We start from the raw sequence: 18,462 nt of genomic DNA, 5'->3' as shown, positions 1-18,462 counted from the left end.
TAACAATTAGTAATTTTACTCATTGCGGAGTGAAAATTTGTATAAGTGATTGATTTATAATATTAAATAAATACAGTATGCATGTATGAATCCCAACATGCCGATACTCCACACGTACTCGAAGCCATCATGCAAGTTTTTCCAGAGGTTGCTGTGCTTGTTGATTGGGCCAATCAGAACATGAAGTCCAAGACTTGGGATAACAGCAAAATTACCGCCCATCACGGCATTATTTTGACCATTCTGTCCGAGAAAGAGCGCAACATTTACGACTTAAATGTCGTGACCCGTAACGGTTGGCGTGACGTGTACATTGAGGCCGAGGAAGAAGCCTAGGGTGAGTCTGTGTCTGGAAGCAACAACCAGGTGTTACCAAATATGCAGAATGGTGATGTGGTGTCATGCGTAAAGGCGACACGCATGGATGCTAAGACAAAAGCCCCAAGCCGTTTCACCGAGGGCACGGTGAAACGTGCTATGGAGAATATCTACAAGTATGTTGTGGATGCCGGGCATAAGAATCGGCAAAAAGACTGGTACCAATTTCTGATCGTGCAGTGGCTATCTCACTTACTCGCAAACGTATCCCGACGCCAATGGAAGACCCTAACTACACCATCCAACGTAAGGAGACATGAGTATGAACATTCCAAAGATTTATAACGAAAAAACTGGTTCTGATGACGCGATGAACGTAACGGACAATTTCCGTGAAAAGTTGATCAATGCCGAGACTCCAGGCTTTCAGGCCGAATGTGATCCGAACGAGGCAGATTGCGCAGGTGTGTTTGTAGAGGACGCATTGAGCGAGGAAGATGCGCTTGATACTGCTATTGATCTAAACGACGCACAAAGTGGTGATGTGCCGGTGTTCATTGAGTACGGCGAAGGTCTTGATGTTCCCAAGAACTTCACCAGAGTCAATGCGTATGAGCTGCTAGGCAAACGGCAAGGAGAATCCGTCAAAGATGCCTTGGAGCGTTCAAATCCTCAATGACAATCATGGCGTGGGATTTTTTGCTGATAGTCGTTGTAACCTTAGTGAAGGTAGTCCTTACGGACGGATATTTGCGGTTTCTGTCTAGATTTAAAACTGTTCACCGGAAGGTAGATGGTGCCATCTGACTGTGTGGTCAGTTGAGTAACACCAGCATCAATCCCTCGATTAAGGTTGGAGGGGTGAACCGGTTCAGTGATTTCATCGGCTGTTTGGATGCTGACATACCACTTGCCGCATGACTGGTTGACGGTAACGTCCTTCACCGTGCCCAAGACATTACGGCTGTTGCGATAGCGTATCTTCTTGAAACGTTGGAAATCGGTCCGTTTGGCGAAGAGGTTGGCGTAGGCATGTCCCCAATCCTTGAGTGACTGTTGCAGGGATGAACTGGAGCATCAGTGCGCCATGCAGTAAGCCGCTTGCACAACCCAGCATAGCCAAGCTTCTTCTAACCGCTCGACTTACCGTCTTGTTGAACATGAAACGGTACGAGCCATGCAACGCATGTGCGGCTCCTGATGGCTATTTGGCCTGAGTTCGTATTTGAAGGTTCTCGGATGACTATAAAATATTTAGATTGGTAAAAATAAGATTTTTTCATAATTATAATGTGAATTATATCACATAAAAATGCATGAACTAAAGAGTGTTTTTGTTATGTCGATTAAAGGAAAAAATTGAGGAATAAATTATGCAAAAGATTAAAAATAAATTTATTGTTAGAACGATCTTGGCAACAACCGTAACTACTGTCTTGAGTGCCTGTGGTGGTGGATTAGTTCGTATAGATACACCTACACCGACACCCACACCTACACCCACACCGACACCCACACCGACACCCACACCGACACCCACACCGACACCCACACCTACACCCACACCGACACCCACACCGACACCCACACCGACACCCACACCTACACCCACACCTACACCCACACCCACACCCACACCCACACCTACACCCACACCTACACCCACACCTACACCTACACCCACACCTACACCCACACCTACACCCACACCCACACCCACACCTACACCCACACCTACACCTACACCCACATTGCCCCCACTGCAACCATCATTAGCTGCGAAGATCGGGCGGCATCTTGAATTGACTAATACAGAAGCCGCGCATGCGCTTGGTTTGACGGGCAGTGGCTTTATTATTGGTATGGTTGACACCGGCGTGAATCGTAACAATATTGCGTTACAGGGGAAGGTGATTCGCAACGGTGTCTATAATTTCTATACGGATTATCACGCCCCCTCGGCTCCGGACGATGTTGACGATCATGGCACCTTAGTGGCGCAGCTAATTGCTGGTAAACCGGTTGAACACTGGCCTGGTGGCATCGCACCAGGTGCCTCCATCTTCTCAGCGCGTGTTTACCCGTCTGAAGAAGAATTTGAAGCATACATCGAAGAACAAATGGCATCCTCACACATCGTGGATACTTATGAAGCAGAAGCATCGAAGATAAAGCTTATTAATGCTGACATGATTGCTGCGGGAGTGCGCATCCAAAACAACTCATGGGGCCATTCGAGGGCTGGAATGTGGACAGATCCAAAGATCACGAATTTGTTCGCGGACACATACCGTGACTTTGTGATCGGCAACAATGGTTTGGTGGTATTCAGCACTGGTAACGAAAAGCTATCACAACCAAACGGACTTGCCAGACTGCCGAGCTTGCTTACGGCGGAGGGCTCCCCATTGGCCGCCGATCTGGAAAAGGGATGGTTAGCCGTCGCTGGACTGGACAGTTTTGATCACCCCGACCAGTTGGGTTCCTACTCCAATCACTGTGGTGTTGCAATGCACTATTGCTTGGCAGCCCCAGGTAATGTCCTAGTCATTGATTCCAACGTGACTACCACCCCTATTGGCAATGATGAATACAAAGAACAACGCGGCACGTCCTTTTCAGCGCCTTTGGTATCTGGTGCAGCGGCCTTGGTGTGGGAGGCATATCCATACTTCACCAATGACCTAGTGCGTCAGACATTGCTTGGGACGGCCACCGATCTTGGTGCTCCTGGTGTGGACGAAGTATTCGGGTATGGCGCCCTGAATGTGGGCAAAGCGGTGCGTGGGCCCGCCAAGTTTGATTGGGGCGATGTTAAAGTCAGCTTCAATGACAGCCGTTCGACCTGGTTCAATGATATTAGCGGCGGCGGTGGTTTGATCAAAGACGGTACAGGAACCTTGGTGCTTGCTGGCAGCGCCAACCAATATAGTGGAGCGATCCAAGTGCTTGGAGGCACACTCCAGGTAAGCAGCCTAGGTGAGTCGGCGGTGAGCATTGCCCACAGTGCGACCTTGATTGGCAGTGGTCGCTTTGGTGGTGCAGTGAGCAATGCAGGCACCTTAGAGATTGGTACAGATGGCCTAAAGGTTCAAGGCGATTACACCCAGTCTGAGACAGGGCGTCTTGCGTTGAACGTGGGTGATCAACTGAGCGTTGCAGGCCATGCCACCCTCCAAGGGGGTGAACTTCAGGTGCTGGGCAAGCGCGATTATGTGAGCTTGAATACCTCCTACAGCGTGTTACATGCGGATGGTGGTTTGACCGGGACGTTCTCGGGGTTGACCTGGGGTCCGGCGGTGCTGCTGGGAGAAGGTCAGCTTCACTACGGTGCCAACGATGCTAACGTGACCCTGCAGCGCCTGGACGTCAATGCGGCGGCTCGTGCATTGGGGATTGTTGATACTGTTGCGCAGGCTTCTGCCCGACGAGTTGAGCAAGCGTTCCGTGAAATTGACATTCAGCAGGCCCAAGGCCGCGGTCAGTTATCGACTTCCTTTATGGCGGCGGCGGCGGCCCTGCAACAGTCTGGGAGCGCACAAATGGCATCGGCTTCGCTGCATAGTTTGTCCGGTCAAGGGCATGTTGCGGCAACGGCGTCCAGCTTTGATGTTGTTGATGCGGGACGACGCAGCCTTGCCACCCGTCTGGGTGAGCGCCCATTGGGCGAACGTACGGTGACGTGGCGTCAGTCATTGGGTGGTTCTGGTCATGATGGGACTGCTGGAGGCACATTTGCACTGTCTGGCTGGTTGCTTGGGCGCGATACACAACTGGCCTCTGGCGACATTGTGGGTTTTGCTTTTGGTCAGTCTGAGGCCAGTCCATCCGGCAGCGTGTCAGGGCTACGTGGTCTTGACAGACAAGTGCAAGGGCGTATGTATGTACAGCGTAGCCAAGGCCCCTTGTATGTATTGGGTCAGCTTGGTTTTGGCAGTTTTCAACGCCGTCTGGACCGGCAGTTGCAATTGGGTCATTGGAGTGACTGGGCAAGCAGTCGCTACCGTGGTCAATTTTTCAGTGGGAGTGTAGAGGCTGGGTATCATTGGCGCCGTGGTGCATGGGCCTTGACGCCGTATGTGGGTGTAGATCAAACGCAGCTGAAGACGGATGGATTCCGTGAGCAGGGAGGGGCGGGCTTTGGCTTACAGGTACAGGCGTCCCAAGCTATTCGGAGCCAGTTACTGGCTGGTGTTCGTACTGAATTAGGGTGGCGTGGAGTGAAGCTACGTGGCTATGGTGAGTGGCAGCAGACCTTGCGTCAGAGTGGGTTGAATCCACAGGCTAGCTTTACGGCGACATCGTCATGGACGCCCTTGGTGGCATCCCCCTGGTCTAGTCGTTCTGGCGGACTTCTTGGCTTATCAATGGTCTGGCCCGTGGGGATGACGGCAGGAGAGTGGAGCATGGGTGTAGAACACTTCTTTGGTGCCCGTAAACGCAGTGATAGCTTGGGTTTGCGTTATCAGCTGAGTTTCTAGTCTGAGTATGGAAGCCGATGCACGGTAGTGCCGTGCATCGGCGGTGTTTAGTAATGCGTGTGCTAGACAGAGCTGTACATTGCGTGCCTCGCGTGCGAGTAGCCCATAATGGCCGTTTGAAATCCAGCGCATCATCAGTTGCTTCAGTTACATCTTGGAGGAATTTTGTGCGTGTTTGACGGCTCTGCTGATGGTACTTCCGCTACCACAGCCCACCGTCTTTTGCACCACACTCCACGTAATGCCGCTTCAAGGTCGATCCACATGTACTACGCCCAAGCATATTGGGCAACGGGTACAACGAGTTGCCGATCTAAGCAAACATGCAGTAGCCATTGAGACCTTGCCTTCACTCCACAAGCACCCTTTCAGGCGATCGGGCATCACGCTATTCACTGCGGATGCGCGTGTCTCTGAATATCCAGGCCCAATTCAGCGGGTTTAATAATCAAAGCAGCAAACTAGCGATAAGTGTCCCCTCCTGATCGAACCGCGGGCGAGGGGCTCCTGGCCCACGCCATCTCAAGATGGTGGCTGGCTAACACGATTGTTGGGTCTACCCCAAATAACAAGCAAGGCTTAGCGTGCTTTATTTTCCGTTTTCTGAGACGCCCCCATCGGCGAGAAAATTTTTTTTAATTCTTTACTTTTATTTAACACATGAATCACATTTAATGCATTAAAAATGCACTTGACATCTATAGTTCTAATGAGAGTTATAGGCTCATTAGATCACCATAGAGGGCGAACTCAAGTAAAAAACCCTTAACACATATGGAGTTGTGACAATGCGTGAACTCAACGTTGCAGAGCTTTCGTTAGTGGCTGGTGCTGGTGCTCCTGAGCATAGCTGGTGGGACGATTTTAAAAACTGGGTAAGTCAGAACTCTATGCAGGCCAGTATCAGTCCTGGTGGAGGAGGGGGAGGAGGGGGAACAGCTAACATTTACGATGCTATGATCGCATGTACTAACCAAGGTGGATCATTCCAAGGAAGTTCGTTTAATACCTCAGTATCTGCTGGTGTTGGTGGGCGTCCGGGAGCTTCGGCTAGCGTAAACATCGGCTATTCCAGCGGATCGTGCATAATGCCGCAGCGGCGTCACTGAGAGCACAGCGTAACGTCAGCTTTGTTTTTAACCTGAGTGGCAAGCCACTCAGGTCATTTCAGATAGATATTCTGAGACAGATAAAAGTGCGATGGCTGAGTGGACATCGTTATCTCTGCTTTGAAATTTCATTTCTCAAAATCGTAGTCATCCATGGATGACGGGACATATGCGAATAAAAACCGGAATAAAAAAAGCACTGATCCTGATGCTTTCTGTAGTGCTGGTGTCACTGGTTGCAATCGCCGCGCATCGGTTTTATATCCGCCTTCCACAGTCCAGACTGTTTTATGCATGGAAAAAAGTGGATGAAGTGTATTACGACAGAACGTTTGCTGGCTTTGACTGGCCTGCCGTCTTAGCGACCTATAAAAAGCATCTGCCTCGGTTCGACTGGGATGGGAGAGAAACCTCTCCATTTATTCACAATATGCTGTCGCTCCTTGAAGTCTCTCATTTGCGGCACATTCCAGGTTTTATGGCTCCAGAAAAAATTAAGGAGGAAGCTGTATTAGCAAATTATTTCCCAGAACTGCGTGATATATCAGGAATGGTTCTGGTGCAAGAAACATTATTCAAGATGTCAAAAGTACTCTCCTTAGAGACCTGGTCCCCACTGTATGCGCATGGCGTCCGTGTGGGCGACCGTATTCTTCTAGACACACTTGATACTGATATTTCTGATAAGAATAAACCTGTGCGGCTGTATTGCTATCACATTAATACAGCAGGGGTAAAAAAAGAATTTGAGTTCGACCTCCCGGCACCACCTCTTGGCGCGCAACAGACTGCGGTGCCTGCGGGGGATCATGTGCTGCACATCGCACGCTTTGCACGCTTTGATCAGGGCGAAATACAAGCGCTTAAACACGTGATCGAGGATCGGAATTCACCGATGACCCAGTTACATTATATTCCTTTAGGGGCCGTTACTACGCGTCCTCACCTCATCAGAACTAAAGTCATTGATGTGGTTAAAGATTCAGAAGCCGATAAAGCAGGTGTTGAAATCGGATCCTTCATTGGGGACGGAACCGATCCTAAAACAGAGTCTAAAAATATAGGCGGGAAAACAGTCGTAAAAAGCAATGGTATTTATAAAATGATCCTCCCTGATGGTAAAAAAGTCACTTTCTCTATTAATAAAGAAATTACATTGAGTAACTTTGAAGGAATCCGTTCCGCACAGCTGATCGGCCAAACACTGGTTATCGCATTTAATGAGATGACCGATGAAAATACCCAATGGGCATTGCAACAGATCAAAAATACCCCTGCAACAGCGATCGTTCTGGATTTACGCGACAACACCGGAGGTTCATCCATCGCAGTACCGAAGTTATTGGCTGGATTTTTAGCTTCTGGAACCCGCATCGCAACCGAAATACGAGGTAAAAAAACCAATGAAATAAATGTCCCTACCGGATATACACCGACTGATAAACCCATGGCGGTGTTAATTGGTCTAGTCTCTGCCAGTGGGGCTGAAGTGACGGCAAGAACCCTGCAATTTCACCGCCGTGCGCGTATTTACGGCGCCCAATCCTCGGGACAGGTACTCATGTCCCGTTTTTATAAACTGACTGATGGCTCTTATATACAAATTCCACATGCAAATTTACTAGATCCAGCAGGGAAGCCGCTTGAGTGGTATGGCGTCATGCCGGATGTGAAAAAATGGAAAACCTTAAGTGATGTGCGTGCCGGGCGTGATCCAGTGTTGGAATGCGCCTTAACGGACCTGTCCGGCGGACAATGTCACTAATCCTGCGCATACTGAGTACCTCCACACCCAGCTGTGATCTCACTCAATGCAGCGGTATGTAATATCGGCACTACATCTCCGGAAGTTTATTTATTAAATAATAGGAATCCATGGATGAAGGGGCATATGCGAATAAAAACCGGAATAAAAAAAGCACTGATCCTGATACTTTCTGTAGTGCTGGTGTCACTGGTTGCAATCGCCGCGCATCGGTTTTATATCCGCCTTCCACAGTCCAGACTGTTTTATGCATGGAAAAAAGTGGATGAAGTGTATTACGACAGAACGTTTGCTGGCTTTGACTGGCCTGCCGTCTTAGCGACCTATAAAAAGCAGCTGCCTCGGTTCGACTCGGATGGTCAGAAAACCTCCCCCATCATTAATGACATGTTGTCGCTGCTTGAAGTCTCTCATTTGCAGCACTTCCCAGCGTTTCTGGTTCCAGAAGAAAAAAAGAAGACAGCTGTATTAGCAAGTTATTTCCCAGAACTGCGCGATATATCAGGGATGGTGATGGTCATGGATATGTTACCCAGGATTTCTAGAGTACTGTCTCTAGAAACCTGGTCCCCACTGTATGCGCATGGCGTCCGTGTGGGCGACCGTATTCTTCTAGACACACTTGATACTGATATTTCTGATAAGAATAAACCTGTGCGGCTGTATTGCTATCACATTAATACAGCAGGGGTAAAAAAAGAATTTGAGTTCGACCTCCCGGCACCACCTCTTGGCGCGCAACAGACTGCGGTGCCTTCGGGGGATCATGTGCTGCACATCGCACGCTTTGATCAGGGCGAAATACAAGCGCTTAAACACGTGAGTGAAGATCGCAATTCATCCATCACCCAGCTGCATTATATTTCTTTAGGGGCTGTGACCACGGCGCTTCACCTCCCTAAAAATAAAGTCATTGATGTGGTTAAAGATTCAGAAGCCGATAAAGCAGGTGTTGAAATCGGATCCTTCATAGGAAATGGAACCAATATTAAAGCAGGCCCTGAAAATATCGGTGGGAAAAAAGTAATAAAAACCGATTCGAGGTATGAAGTTGTCCTCCCTGATGGGAGAAAAGTCACCTTCTCTATTAATAAAATAATTCCTAAATTGAATGACATTGAGGGAATCCGTTCCGCACAGCTCATCGGAAAAACACTGGTCATCACATTCAATGAGATGAGCGATGAAAATACCCAATGGGCATTGCAACAGATCAAAAATACCCCTGCAACAGCGATCCTGCTCGATTTGCGCTACAACACAGGAGGTTCAGGCATCGCAGGAGAGAAGTTATTGGCTGGATTTTTAGCTTCTGGAACCCGCATCGCAACCGAAATACGAGGCAAAAAAACCAATGAAATAAACGTCCCTGCCGGATATACACCGACGGATAAACCGACGGCGGTGTTAATCAGTCTGTTGTCTGCAAGTGGCGCGGAACTAGCGGCAAGAACTCTGCAATTTCACCACCGTGCGCGTATTTACGGTGCCCAATCTTCGGGACAGGTACTCACGTCCCGTTTTTATAAACTAACGGATGGGACGTATATGCAAATTGCGGATACCAATTTACTGGACCCAGCAGGGAAGCCTATTGAGTGGTATGGCGTGATGCCGGATGTGAAAAAATGGAAAACCTTAAGCGATGTGCGTGCCGGCCGTGATCCAGTGTTGGAATGCGCCTTAACGGACCTGTCCGGCGGACAATGTCACTAATCCTACTCATACTAAGTACCTCCACACCCAGCTGTGATCTCACTCAATGCAGCGATTTTATTTATACGTTCTAATCTAAAAATAAATTTATTTTTGATGATTGGAAGAAAATTTAAGTGATAAGTAGGGTAGGGATGTAAGCGGTTTCAGTGGGTGTGGATCGCAATGTTTATCCTATGGCTGATGTATTCAGGGGGATTACAATGGCAACGTTTTTTAGTCAGCCATAAGGGCCAGCCGGTGTCATTGATCAAACAAGAAGACTTTATCCAGTCCATCGCTGATGCGCTGCAATACATCAGTTACTACCATCCGGTCGATTACATCAAGAATCTGGCTTTGGCGTATGGGTGCGAGAAATCGCCCGCCGCTAAAGATGCAATGGCGCAGATTTTGATTAACTCACGTATGTGTGCTGAGGGGCGCCGCCCGATTTGCCAAGATACAGGGATTGTCACGGTGTTCCTTAGCATCGGGATGGATGTACGTTGGGATGACGTCACGATGGATGTGGAAGAGATGGTGAATGAGGGGGTTCGCCGTGCCTATCGTCATCCGGATAACACGCTACGTGCGTCTGTGCTTGCTGATCCTGCCGGCAAGCGCTGCAATACGAGGGACAATACGCCAGCAGTCGTTAACGTCAAGGTTGTTTCTGGGGGCCATGTTGAAGTGATTGTTGCTGCCAAGGGAGGGGGATCTGAGGCCAAGAGCAAATTTGCAATGCTAAATCCATCGGATTCCATCGTTGATTGGGTTCTGGACACTGTGCCAACCATGGGGGCTGGCTGGTGCCCACCAGGGATGCTTGGGATTGGTATCGGTGGTACGGCTGAGAAAGCGATGCTGCTCGCTAAGGAAGCGTTGATGGAACCGATTGACATCCAGGATTTGATGGTACGCGGCCCTTCCAATCGTGCTGAAGAATTACGCTTGGAGTTGTACGAGAAGGTCAATGCTTTAGGGATCGGTGCTCAGGGGGTGGGCGGTTTGACGACGGTATTAGATATCAAGGTCAAAGATTATCCAACGCATGCTGCCAATTTGCCGGTAGCGATGATCCCTAATTGTGCGTCCACACGCCATGCGCATTTCACATTGGACGGTAGCGGTCCTGTTGTTCTGGAACCGCCGTCATTAGAGGATTGGCCTAAGTTGAGCTATCTCCCGGAGTCTGCACGGCAGGTGGATTTGAATACGATCACCAGGGATGAGGTGGCGCAGTTCAAGCCAGGTGAGGTGTTGCTACTCAGCGGCAAATTGTTGACGGGACGAGATGCTGCGCATAAGCGCATCGTTGAGATGCTCAACAAGGGGGAGACATTACCAGTTGATTTCACGAATCGCTTTATCTACTACGTGGGTCCAGTGGATCCTGTGCGTGATGAAGTCGTCGGTCCTGCGGGTCCAACCACAGCAACGCGTATGGATAAGTTTACGCGTCAGATGCTGGAGCAGGGCGGGTTGCTCGGTATGGTGGGCAAGGCCGAGCGTGGTCCTACTGCCATCGCTGCAATCCGTGACAACAAAGCCGTGTATCTGATGGCGGTGGGAGGGGCGGCTTATCTTGTCTCCAAGGCGATCAAAACGAGCCGGATACTGGCTTTTGAAGACCTTGGCATGGAGGCAATTTATGAGTTTGAAGTCAAGGAGATGCCTGTAACAGTGGCGGTTGATTGCAACGGTGAGTCGATACATACAACTGGGCCGCGTGAGTGGCGAAGCCGGATCGGGAAAATTCCGGTTGTTGTGGAGTAGGAATGGCGCAACGCTTGGAAGCACTGGAACAGTGGGTTCATTGTCAGGTGGTGCGTTCTCTACGGTGTTGCATCGGGTTGGTGCGTCATGTGGGCGACAGGGTGAGGCTGGCCACATGACGCGTTTTATGAGGCAGGTCAGCAGGCGAGGCTGGGAACACAATGGTCGATGTGAGATGCCATGTGCTCTGCATTGTTGTGTTGATGAGATATTGCCCGGGGAGGAGTCCCCGGGTCCAATGTTCTGCTTTTAGCCGTTATGCAATTGGTTGGATATGGGGAATCAAGCAATTACGGATCGCCTCTATTGTTTTTGCATCATGGCGTGAGTTTCTTCGTTATCACATGGATCTCAGAGAGTTGCTCTTCCGAGATGGGGGAGGGTGCATCGGTCATCAGGCATTGTGCGCCGGTGGTCTTTGGAAAAGGAATAACATCGCGGATTGATTCAGTGCCGGCGATCAGTGCGGCGATGCGGTCAATGCCAAAGGCAATCCCTCCGTGTGGTGGGGCACCATAATTCAGTGCGTCAAGGAGGAAACCAAATTTGGCGCGTGCTTCATCTTCAGTAATGCCGAGTAGTTCAAAGACTGCACGTTGCATTTCCGGACGGTGAATACGGATAGAGCCGCCGCCAATTTCGTTGCCATTGAGTACCATGTCATAGCCGCGGGACAAGGCTGTCCTGGCGTGTGTGCGTAATTCGTCAATATCGTTAATGGCTGCTGGTGCAGTGAAGGGGTGATGTAAGGCAACGTAACGCTGCGCTTCTTCGTCCCACTCAAACATTGGAAAGTCGGTGACCCACAATGGGCGCCAGTCTGCGGTGATTAGGGCGAAATCTTTGCCGGCTTTCAGGCGTAACGCGCCCATGAAGTCGGAGACTTTGTTGTAGTTTCCAGCACCGAAAAACACGATGTCGCCTTTCTCCGCTCCGATGTGTGAGAGTAGTGCAGCAAAGGCATCCTCGGAAAAAAATTTAGCGATTGGCGAAGTGATTTCGCCTGTAGGGGCGAGTTTGGCGTAAGCAAGTCCTGTGGCACCATACTTGGCTGTGTAGGCGGCATATTCATCAATTTGCTTGCGCGACAATACTGCGCCTCTGGGGATACGCAATGCGGCAACACGACCGTTGGGATGCGCAACGGCATTGGTAAATGGGGTGAAGGTGCTGTCAGCAACGAGTGCGGCAACATCAATCAGTTCTAGATTGATGCGCATATCCGGTTTGTCAGAGCCAAAACGGCGCATTGCTTCCTTCCATGTCATGCGGGGGAACGTTGTATCAAGCTCGATCCCGGCGACCTCTTTGAAAACTCTCCGAATCATCTCTTCAACAAAGTCCTGGACGTCACGTTCGCTTACAAAAGCAAACTCCATATCAAGTTGGGTGAATTCAAGTTGGCGATCCGCACGCAATGCTTCGTCACGGAAACAGCGTGCGATTTGATAGTAACGATCGAAACCAGCCACCATTAGTATTTGTTTGAAAAGCTGTGGTGATTGCGGTAAGGCGTAAAATTCGCCCGGGTGCATTCTGGCGGGAACAAGAAAGTCACGGGCTCCTTCAGGGGTTGCTTTCGTTAGGATTGGCGTTTCAATGTCTTGGAAACCGTGCATGTCCAGATGGCGACGTAGTGCCTGTACCAGTTTGATACGCGTACGTTGCATACGCTGCATTTCCGGGCGGCGCAGATCCAGGTAGCGGTATTTCAGACGTATATCTTCGCCTGGGTTTTCGTGAGCATGGAACGGTAAAGGTGCAGCCTTATTGAGTATCTTGATTTTTGTAGCAATCACTTCGACCTTGCCGGTCTTGATCTTATCGTTGACCGCATGACGGGCGTGCACAACGCCTTCAACTTGTAGTACATCCTCATAACTCAAGCCACTAGCAACCCTGAACAGTTCTGAGTTGTTTTGGTCGATGGCACGTGAATCTACCGTGATTTGTACGATCCCTTCGTGGTCACGTAAATCGATAAAGCAAACTCCACCCAGGTTACGGGCCACATCGGTCCAGCCAGCAAGGGTAACGGTGTGGCCGATCAATGTTTCATTAATCAAGCCGCAGAAATGGGTACGCATCGGAATTCCCCAATGAACGATCGACTCAGAATGAAGTCGGATAGCTGCATATTCTGCGGCTCACGCTTCACCTCGGCAAATTCTGGCTGGTGTCTGGGGCGCAAAACATGGGTATCTTTGAAAATAGGATAGGCTTAAATCAACTAAAGGGAATGCCCGCCGTAATCTTGGGGATTCTTGAATATCAAAAAGATCACTTACTTTATGCGTTGAGCGTCACACATTATCGTTATATACGTGTTGGCATCCGGTCATTTGCTATCTGGTGCTGTTCCCGTTGGTAGCCTAGGTCATAAATGAAATGCTGCCAAAGGGCTTGTTAATACAAGCAATATTGGAAATGAAGCTGATACAACAACTGCAATGCTGATAGACGCCTGTGCTCTTTGAAGTTCGTTATCAAGTTGAAACAGCTTATTGTCATAGCGACGTTTGCTTATGATTGCTGTTAGATGTTTCTATCCCTCTTGTTTCTATCCCCCTGATTTTTCAAACTTTGACTCTAAAGTTTCTATATGAAGAAAGCTGTTATCTTGTTATCCGGAGGTATGGACTCTGCTGTGGTCACCGCCATCGCCCAATCGCAGGGATTTATGGTGCACGCTTTAAGCATACGTTACGGTCAGCGCCATACTTCCGAGTTGGACGCAGCCGTACGGATCGCCAGGGCGCTAAACGTGGTTGCACATAAAGTTGTGGACGTGGATCTACGCAGCATCGGTGGTTCGGCACTGACTGACGACATCGAAATACCAGACGCAGGTGGCGAGGGTATTCCCGTGACCTATGTGCCAGCACGTAATACCATCATGTTGTCACTCGCATTAGGTTGGGCTGAAGTCATCGGTGCGGCCGATATATTCTGCGGTGTTAACGCCGTTGATTATTCAGGTTATCCCGATTGCCGCCCGCAGTTCATCACGGCCTTCGAAACGCTGGCTAATCTGGCAACCAAAGTCGGCGTTGAGGGGACTCAGTTACACGTACATGCGCCATTACAGTTTCTCAGTAAAGCGGAGATTGTTCATGAAGGTCTGCTGCATGGCGTGGACTTTGGATTGACCGTGTCTTGTTATCGTGCAGATGTCGACGGGCGCGCTTGCGGGCGCTGCGACGCTTGCAAACTACGTGTGGCCGGATTCGCTGATGCTGGTGTTGTCGACCCGACTCGCTATATGGAGTTACCCTGCTCGTTACTCTTGCTGTAAAATAGACAGCTGCATTTCAATGTGCGGAAGATTGTGGTCTTGGGCCGTTAGCTCAGTCGGTAGAGCATCGGACTTTTAATCCGCTGGTCGCTGGTTCGATTCCAGCACGGCCCACCAGTTTAATTGGCTCGTTCGCAGAGTCCGTTGTTTCTACTTTTGCCGTTGCATTTATCAGGTTTAGTATTGATTGCCATACCTGCCTCTGTGCTCTTGTTTCTGCTTGTTCTTCCAGCACTTTTACAACTATCTCGCCATTGAGTTTTGCTATGGCTGCTAGTTCTGCTGCGTGTTTTTCGGTTATCACTCCGCCTTTTCGCCATTTGCTAACTGCTGATCGGCTGACACCTATTTTTTTTCCTAGCGTTTCTCCATTTGCCGGAATGCACATTGATATTGCTTTGTCAAGTAGTATTTTTTTAGCTTTCATGTGGATTGGTAGTTGACGCATGTTGAATTCTAGTTTACAACGTAATTGTGGAGTGATACTCCACATCACCTCCTCATTCATCCTACCCTGGATGGGGAGGTATTCTAGGCAGGGTAGGAGTGTTGAGATGTTGAAAACTTTTAAGCGTTATCCAGCTGAGGGGGTGTCTTTTAAGTCTTTGGGGGATCAAAGCCAAGTATCTGCGGCTTCTAAGGTTTCTGTTACTGATCAGGAGCGGGCTTCTAATGCGTCTTCGGGTATTGGTTTTTTTAATTGCTGGTATTGAAAAAGTATTAGGTGACTTGATTATAGCTCAAAGGAATTTTGACACTTTAGGTTTTCGGGAATGTGATATAGGGATGTTTCATAGAAGGCGTGATATTACTGTTTGTATTCTGGATGCTTGTAGCAATTTAGAGTTTCTTCTTAAGAATATAAGAGAGTATAAATAGTCTGTTTATTCAAGGCGCTTTCGCATGTCTAATCTATCAGTTTTTTATAGTGATTCTCTTTCACCTCAGCAGTATATTTCTCTTATGACTGCATCTTTTTCTACTATTGAATCTAATATTGAGATTATTCAAGGTGTTTTAGTGCGCATGTATCGTATTACTTCTAAGGTTTCAAATGAGTTTATATTCGATAAGATCCATTTAATGTATATTAATACAATGGATATTGTTTCTGAGCTTGAAGAATTGAAACACCGTTTATCTTCTCTTTCTTATGCGGATTACTGACACTGAGCGGGGTGCACGTATGGCATTAAATATTGCTGAGATGTACGTTCATCAGTTGGAACTTTGGCCAGATAGTTTGTCTCAGCAGTTTGATTTTTGGATGTCTGTCCGTGCTGCAGCATTAGAACAACTGGATGAGTGTTACTTATTAAGGCAATCATTAGTATGATTAATGTCTTTATTCTTTTTTTAGTGGTTATTTCCGGTATTCTTAATCTTTGTGCTGCACGTTTTTTAACTAGAGAGCGTCAAGTCCATGTTTTTGTTTTTATCTCTTCCTTTTATTCTCTTATTGTAGCTGCTGTTATTTTGTGTTTTGAAATTTTTAAAATTCTTTGGTTTCATCAATGATCAATTTATGGAATTGCGAGAAGCTGAGTTTTGAATGTCTCTTTTTGGTTAGGGTGGCTATTGTTGCAGTTCTTTCTATTCTTTGTGGGGCCTTGGCATGCTTTTTCATCTATCTAATTGTTTGGTTGTTGTTTTCTCCCTTTAGCTGGGTATTAATTCCCATATCGTTCGCTTTTTTTTGTCTATTACGTTATTCAAAGCATTCATAATCAAATATAGTTTTCTTGGGTGAATTTTTGATGGTGCATTTTATTCGGAGTGTGTATTCAAAATATGCTTTGATTCGGTCTTTTTTTTATTTTCCGTTTGCTACGCTTTTTATTAATTTTCTCTTTTCGTGTTTTTTGTTGATGTTGGCGTGTGTTTGTTTGGTTTTATTAGTTCTTGTTCAGCCAACTTCTGGTTTTCAGGATTATTTTTTTGCATTCTGTGTCTCATTCTTTGTCTTCACCTGTTGCTTCATTGTGTCTTTACACTTTTGCTTTTTCTCTCTGCAATTGTGTTTTTAGAACCTGTCATCTTCTCTGTTGGGGATTATGGGGGCGTCGTGATTCTTTGGCCTTTAATCGTTCTTAATTTTTATGTGGAGGTGTTTAGTGTCTCGTCGCTCTTCTTCTTCTGATTCTGCGGTTTATGTTAATTTTTTGGAGCGTGAGCGTCGTGCTGATGTTGAGAAGGCTGCTCGCTTATATGAGACGCGTCGCGATCGTGTAGAGCCGTCTTATGTGTTTCCTGCTCCGTCCGGTGAAAAGAGGGTTGGCCCGAACAGTAATACGGGCCAAAAGGGTGTTGTTGGGTCTTATCCTGTTTCTATCGATTATTTGACGGTTGTTTTTAGTTATGCCCGTTTGGCAGAGGCGGGTTATTTTGATGAGCCTCGTTTTCTTCTTTACTTGTTATTTGGTTTGAGCGTTGATGATGTCATCGTGGGTTCTCATACCTCTGTGCGTTGGCATTTTTATAATTCAAGTGCTTCTATTATAGATTCTAATGGGGATCTGGTTGGCAAGATTGGTTGGGATGGCAATGCGGATTCGTATTGTATTAGTTTGACGGGTTCGGCTTGCCGTTATATTCATGATTGGTCAAAGGTGAAACGTTCATTGGCTTCTTTGGATGCGCGGATTACTCGTTGTGATGTGGCTTATGATGACTATGACGGTATATTGGGGACGGTTCGGCATCATGAGGCCCTTGCGCGTGAGCATTTAGCTCCTGCGGGTGGTTGTTTGTTGTTTTCTTCTGGTGGGACTCCTCCGCGTACGCGTTTTCTAGATGATCATGGAGGCGGGTCTGGGTGTACGTTGTATGTGGGGCAACGTGGGCATAAGCAATTGTGCATTTATGAGAAAGGCAAGCAGCTTGGTGTGGCTGAATCTCCCTGGGTGCGTTATGAGGTGCGTTTATATGCCAAGCATGCTGTGATTCCTTTTGACTTATTAGAGGAACCCATGCGTTATTTGCGTGGTTCTTATGATTATTTGTGCCAGTTATTTTCTTCTGTTGTTGTTTCTCCTGTGAGTCGTATTCGGACGGTGGTAAAGCATGTGGAGGCGACAGGTGAGGCGTTGGTTCGCTGGCTGCGTCGTCAGGTCGGGCCTGCGTTAGGGGTGTTGCGTCAAGCGTTGGGGTGTGGGTTTTCTGATTTTATTGTTGATCGTGTGGAGCGTGAGGGCTTGCCTTCTCGTTTTCGGCGTATTTGTAGGGGAGGGGATTTGCTTGCGTATTTGCGAGAGACGTTAATAGATTGTTCTGTGGGCGTGTGTGTGTAAGTCATTATGGATTTCTTTAAATTTAATTATTAGGTGATTTATGTCTATTGTGAGAGTGAAAGATAATGTTCTTATTGAGCGTTCTGTAAATACTAAGACGGGGCCGCAGATTTTTCGGGAACAGCGTGCTGCTGTGGTGATGGGGGGCGCATATGAAACTGTATTTAGCTTGAAGTTGGGTTCGGCACCTTTGTATCCCCCTGGTGAGTATTTAATCCATCCTGATTCTTATGGGATAGATGATTATGGAAACTTGGTATTAAGACGTCTTAAGTTGATTTCTTTATCTTCTGCATTAAAGGAGTTTGCTAGTAAGGAACCTCTTTCTGTTGTTTCTTCTAAGGTGTCCTGATTAGTGTCGTGTTATCGTTTTTTGTTTTAGTTATTTCTTTGTTTTTGTGTTGGTGTGTAGAGTTTTTTTTTGTTGTTTTTTGTTGATTATGTTTTTTTTCTTGTCTTGGGAATGTTTGTTAAGTCATGGCCCTCTGCGTCTCTTTAAAAGCTGATGGTACCTTGGTAGCTACAGGTCAAGGTGTGTCTGACTGTACGGGGTATGTATTGGTCAGCGGGTCAGAGTATGGGGTTTATCAGTTGGTGCAACGTGTGTTTGAGGTGCCTGATATAAAAACTGTTATTCAGACCTCTACCACTGTGGCTTTTACTGTGATTGGTTGGTATGTCGTGGCGCGTATTATCGGCACCGTTGCGACATTTTTTGATAGCCGATAAT

The 18,462-nt window shown here is 47.7% G+C and carries 16 protein-coding genes, 1 tRNA gene and 1 pseudogene; 15 read left to right on the top strand and 3 right to left on the bottom strand.

Annotated elements, in window-relative coordinates:
* Positions 1-81: 81 nt before the first annotated feature.
* Complete coding sequence (locus tag F7G16_RS12810) at positions 82-336, top strand: hypothetical protein (RefSeq protein ID WP_004089715.1); 255 nt, start codon at positions 82-84, stop codon at positions 334-336.
* Positions 337-640: 304 nt separating this feature from the next.
* Positions 641-997 carry a hypothetical protein gene (locus F7G16_RS08505; RefSeq protein WP_004089718.1) on the top strand — a complete coding sequence of 119 codons (357 nt, stop codon included), beginning with the start codon at positions 641-643 and terminating at the stop codon, positions 995-997.
* A 41-nt stretch (positions 998-1,038) separates the two neighbouring features.
* On the opposite strand, the gene F7G16_RS08500 is transcribed toward F7G16_RS08505, so the two are convergent.
* A complete protein-coding gene (locus F7G16_RS08500; protein ID WP_012382580.1) occupies positions 1,039-1,263 on the bottom strand; it encodes a transposase in 225 nt (74 codons plus the stop codon).
* Between the two features lie 428 nt (positions 1,264-1,691).
* Here F7G16_RS08500 and F7G16_RS08495 point away from each other — a divergent pair, with 428 nt between their 5' ends.
* The 4 genes from F7G16_RS08495 to F7G16_RS08475 all read left to right on the top strand — a co-directional run bounded on the left by F7G16_RS08495 (position 1,692) and on the right by F7G16_RS08475 (position 11,147).
* Positions 1,692-4,799 carry a S8 family serine peptidase gene (locus tag F7G16_RS08495; protein WP_164874265.1) on the top strand — a complete coding sequence of 1,036 codons (3,108 nt, stop codon included), beginning with the start codon at positions 1,692-1,694 and terminating at the stop codon, positions 4,797-4,799.
* Between the two features lie 1,266 nt (positions 4,800-6,065).
* A complete protein-coding gene (locus F7G16_RS08485) occupies positions 6,066-7,673 on the top strand; it encodes a S41 family peptidase (RefSeq protein WP_038232051.1) in 1,608 nt (535 codons plus the stop codon).
* Between the two features lie 114 nt (positions 7,674-7,787).
* Positions 7,788-9,389 carry a S41 family peptidase gene (locus F7G16_RS08480; RefSeq protein WP_004089729.1) on the top strand — a complete coding sequence of 534 codons (1,602 nt, stop codon included), beginning with the start codon at positions 7,788-7,790 and terminating at the stop codon, positions 9,387-9,389.
* A 240-nt stretch (positions 9,390-9,629) separates the two neighbouring features.
* Positions 9,630-11,147, top strand: coding sequence for a fumarate hydratase (locus tag F7G16_RS08475; RefSeq protein WP_011097863.1), 1,518 nt, complete (start codon positions 9,630-9,632; stop codon positions 11,145-11,147).
* A gap of 317 nt (positions 11,148-11,464) precedes the next feature.
* Here the strand turns inward: F7G16_RS08475 and aspS are convergent, their stop codons facing one another.
* Positions 11,465-13,234 carry an aspartate--tRNA ligase gene (aspS, locus tag F7G16_RS08470; protein WP_004089732.1) on the bottom strand — a complete coding sequence of 590 codons (1,770 nt, stop codon included), beginning with the start codon at positions 13,232-13,234 and terminating at the stop codon, positions 11,465-11,467.
* Positions 13,235-13,749: 515 nt separating this feature from the next.
* Between aspS and queC the strand changes: the two genes are divergently transcribed.
* Positions 13,750-14,442: a 7-cyano-7-deazaguanine synthase QueC gene (gene queC / locus F7G16_RS08465; protein ID WP_004089734.1), complete on the top strand. Its 693-nt coding sequence runs from the start codon at positions 13,750-13,752 to the stop codon at positions 14,440-14,442.
* Between the two features lie 41 nt (positions 14,443-14,483).
* Positions 14,484-14,559, top strand: a tRNA-Lys gene (locus F7G16_RS08460).
* A 1-nt stretch (position 14,560) separates the two neighbouring features.
* Here the strand turns inward: F7G16_RS08460 and F7G16_RS12805 are convergent.
* A pseudogene (locus tag F7G16_RS12805) lies at positions 14,561-14,677 on the bottom strand (DUF3693 domain-containing protein); the annotation flags it as partial.
* Between the two features lie 31 nt (positions 14,678-14,708).
* On the opposite strand from F7G16_RS12805, the gene F7G16_RS12290 reads away from it, so the two are divergent.
* From F7G16_RS12290 to F7G16_RS12285, 7 genes are all read left to right on the top strand, one after another.
* Positions 14,709-14,885, top strand: coding sequence for a hypothetical protein (locus F7G16_RS12290; protein ID WP_225621731.1), 177 nt, complete (start codon positions 14,709-14,711; stop codon positions 14,883-14,885).
* 111 nt (positions 14,886-14,996) lie between these two features.
* A complete protein-coding gene (locus F7G16_RS08450; RefSeq protein WP_155274696.1) occupies positions 14,997-15,155 on the top strand; it encodes a hypothetical protein in 159 nt (52 codons plus the stop codon).
* A 190-nt stretch (positions 15,156-15,345) separates the two neighbouring features.
* The gene (locus F7G16_RS08445; RefSeq protein WP_004089743.1) at positions 15,346-15,609 is read left to right on the top strand and encodes a hypothetical protein; all 264 of its coding nucleotides are present in this window, start codon (positions 15,346-15,348) and stop codon (positions 15,607-15,609) included.
* Complete coding sequence (locus tag F7G16_RS08440; RefSeq protein ID WP_004089744.1) at positions 15,596-15,778, top strand: hypothetical protein; 183 nt, start codon at positions 15,596-15,598, stop codon at positions 15,776-15,778. Before F7G16_RS08445 ends, F7G16_RS08440 begins: the two co-directional genes overlap by 14 nt.
* A 778-nt stretch (positions 15,779-16,556) precedes the next feature.
* Complete coding sequence (locus F7G16_RS08435; RefSeq protein WP_011097861.1) at positions 16,557-17,732, top strand: replication initiation factor domain-containing protein; 1,176 nt, start codon at positions 16,557-16,559, stop codon at positions 17,730-17,732.
* A 40-nt stretch (positions 17,733-17,772) separates the two neighbouring features.
* Positions 17,773-18,084, top strand: a complete 312-nt coding sequence (locus F7G16_RS08430; RefSeq protein ID WP_011097860.1) for a single-stranded DNA-binding protein — start codon at positions 17,773-17,775, stop codon at positions 18,082-18,084.
* Positions 18,085-18,209: 125 nt separating this feature from the next.
* A complete protein-coding gene (locus tag F7G16_RS12285; RefSeq protein ID WP_004089393.1) occupies positions 18,210-18,461 on the top strand; it encodes a hypothetical protein in 252 nt (83 codons plus the stop codon).
* Position 18,462: the final 1 nt, after the last annotated feature.

The organism is Xylella fastidiosa, from assembly GCF_011801475.1.
GTDB classification, from domain to species: Bacteria; Pseudomonadota; Gammaproteobacteria; order Xanthomonadales; family Xanthomonadaceae; genus Xylella; species Xylella fastidiosa.
This window is presented reverse-complemented; position numbering and strand designations above follow the sequence as displayed.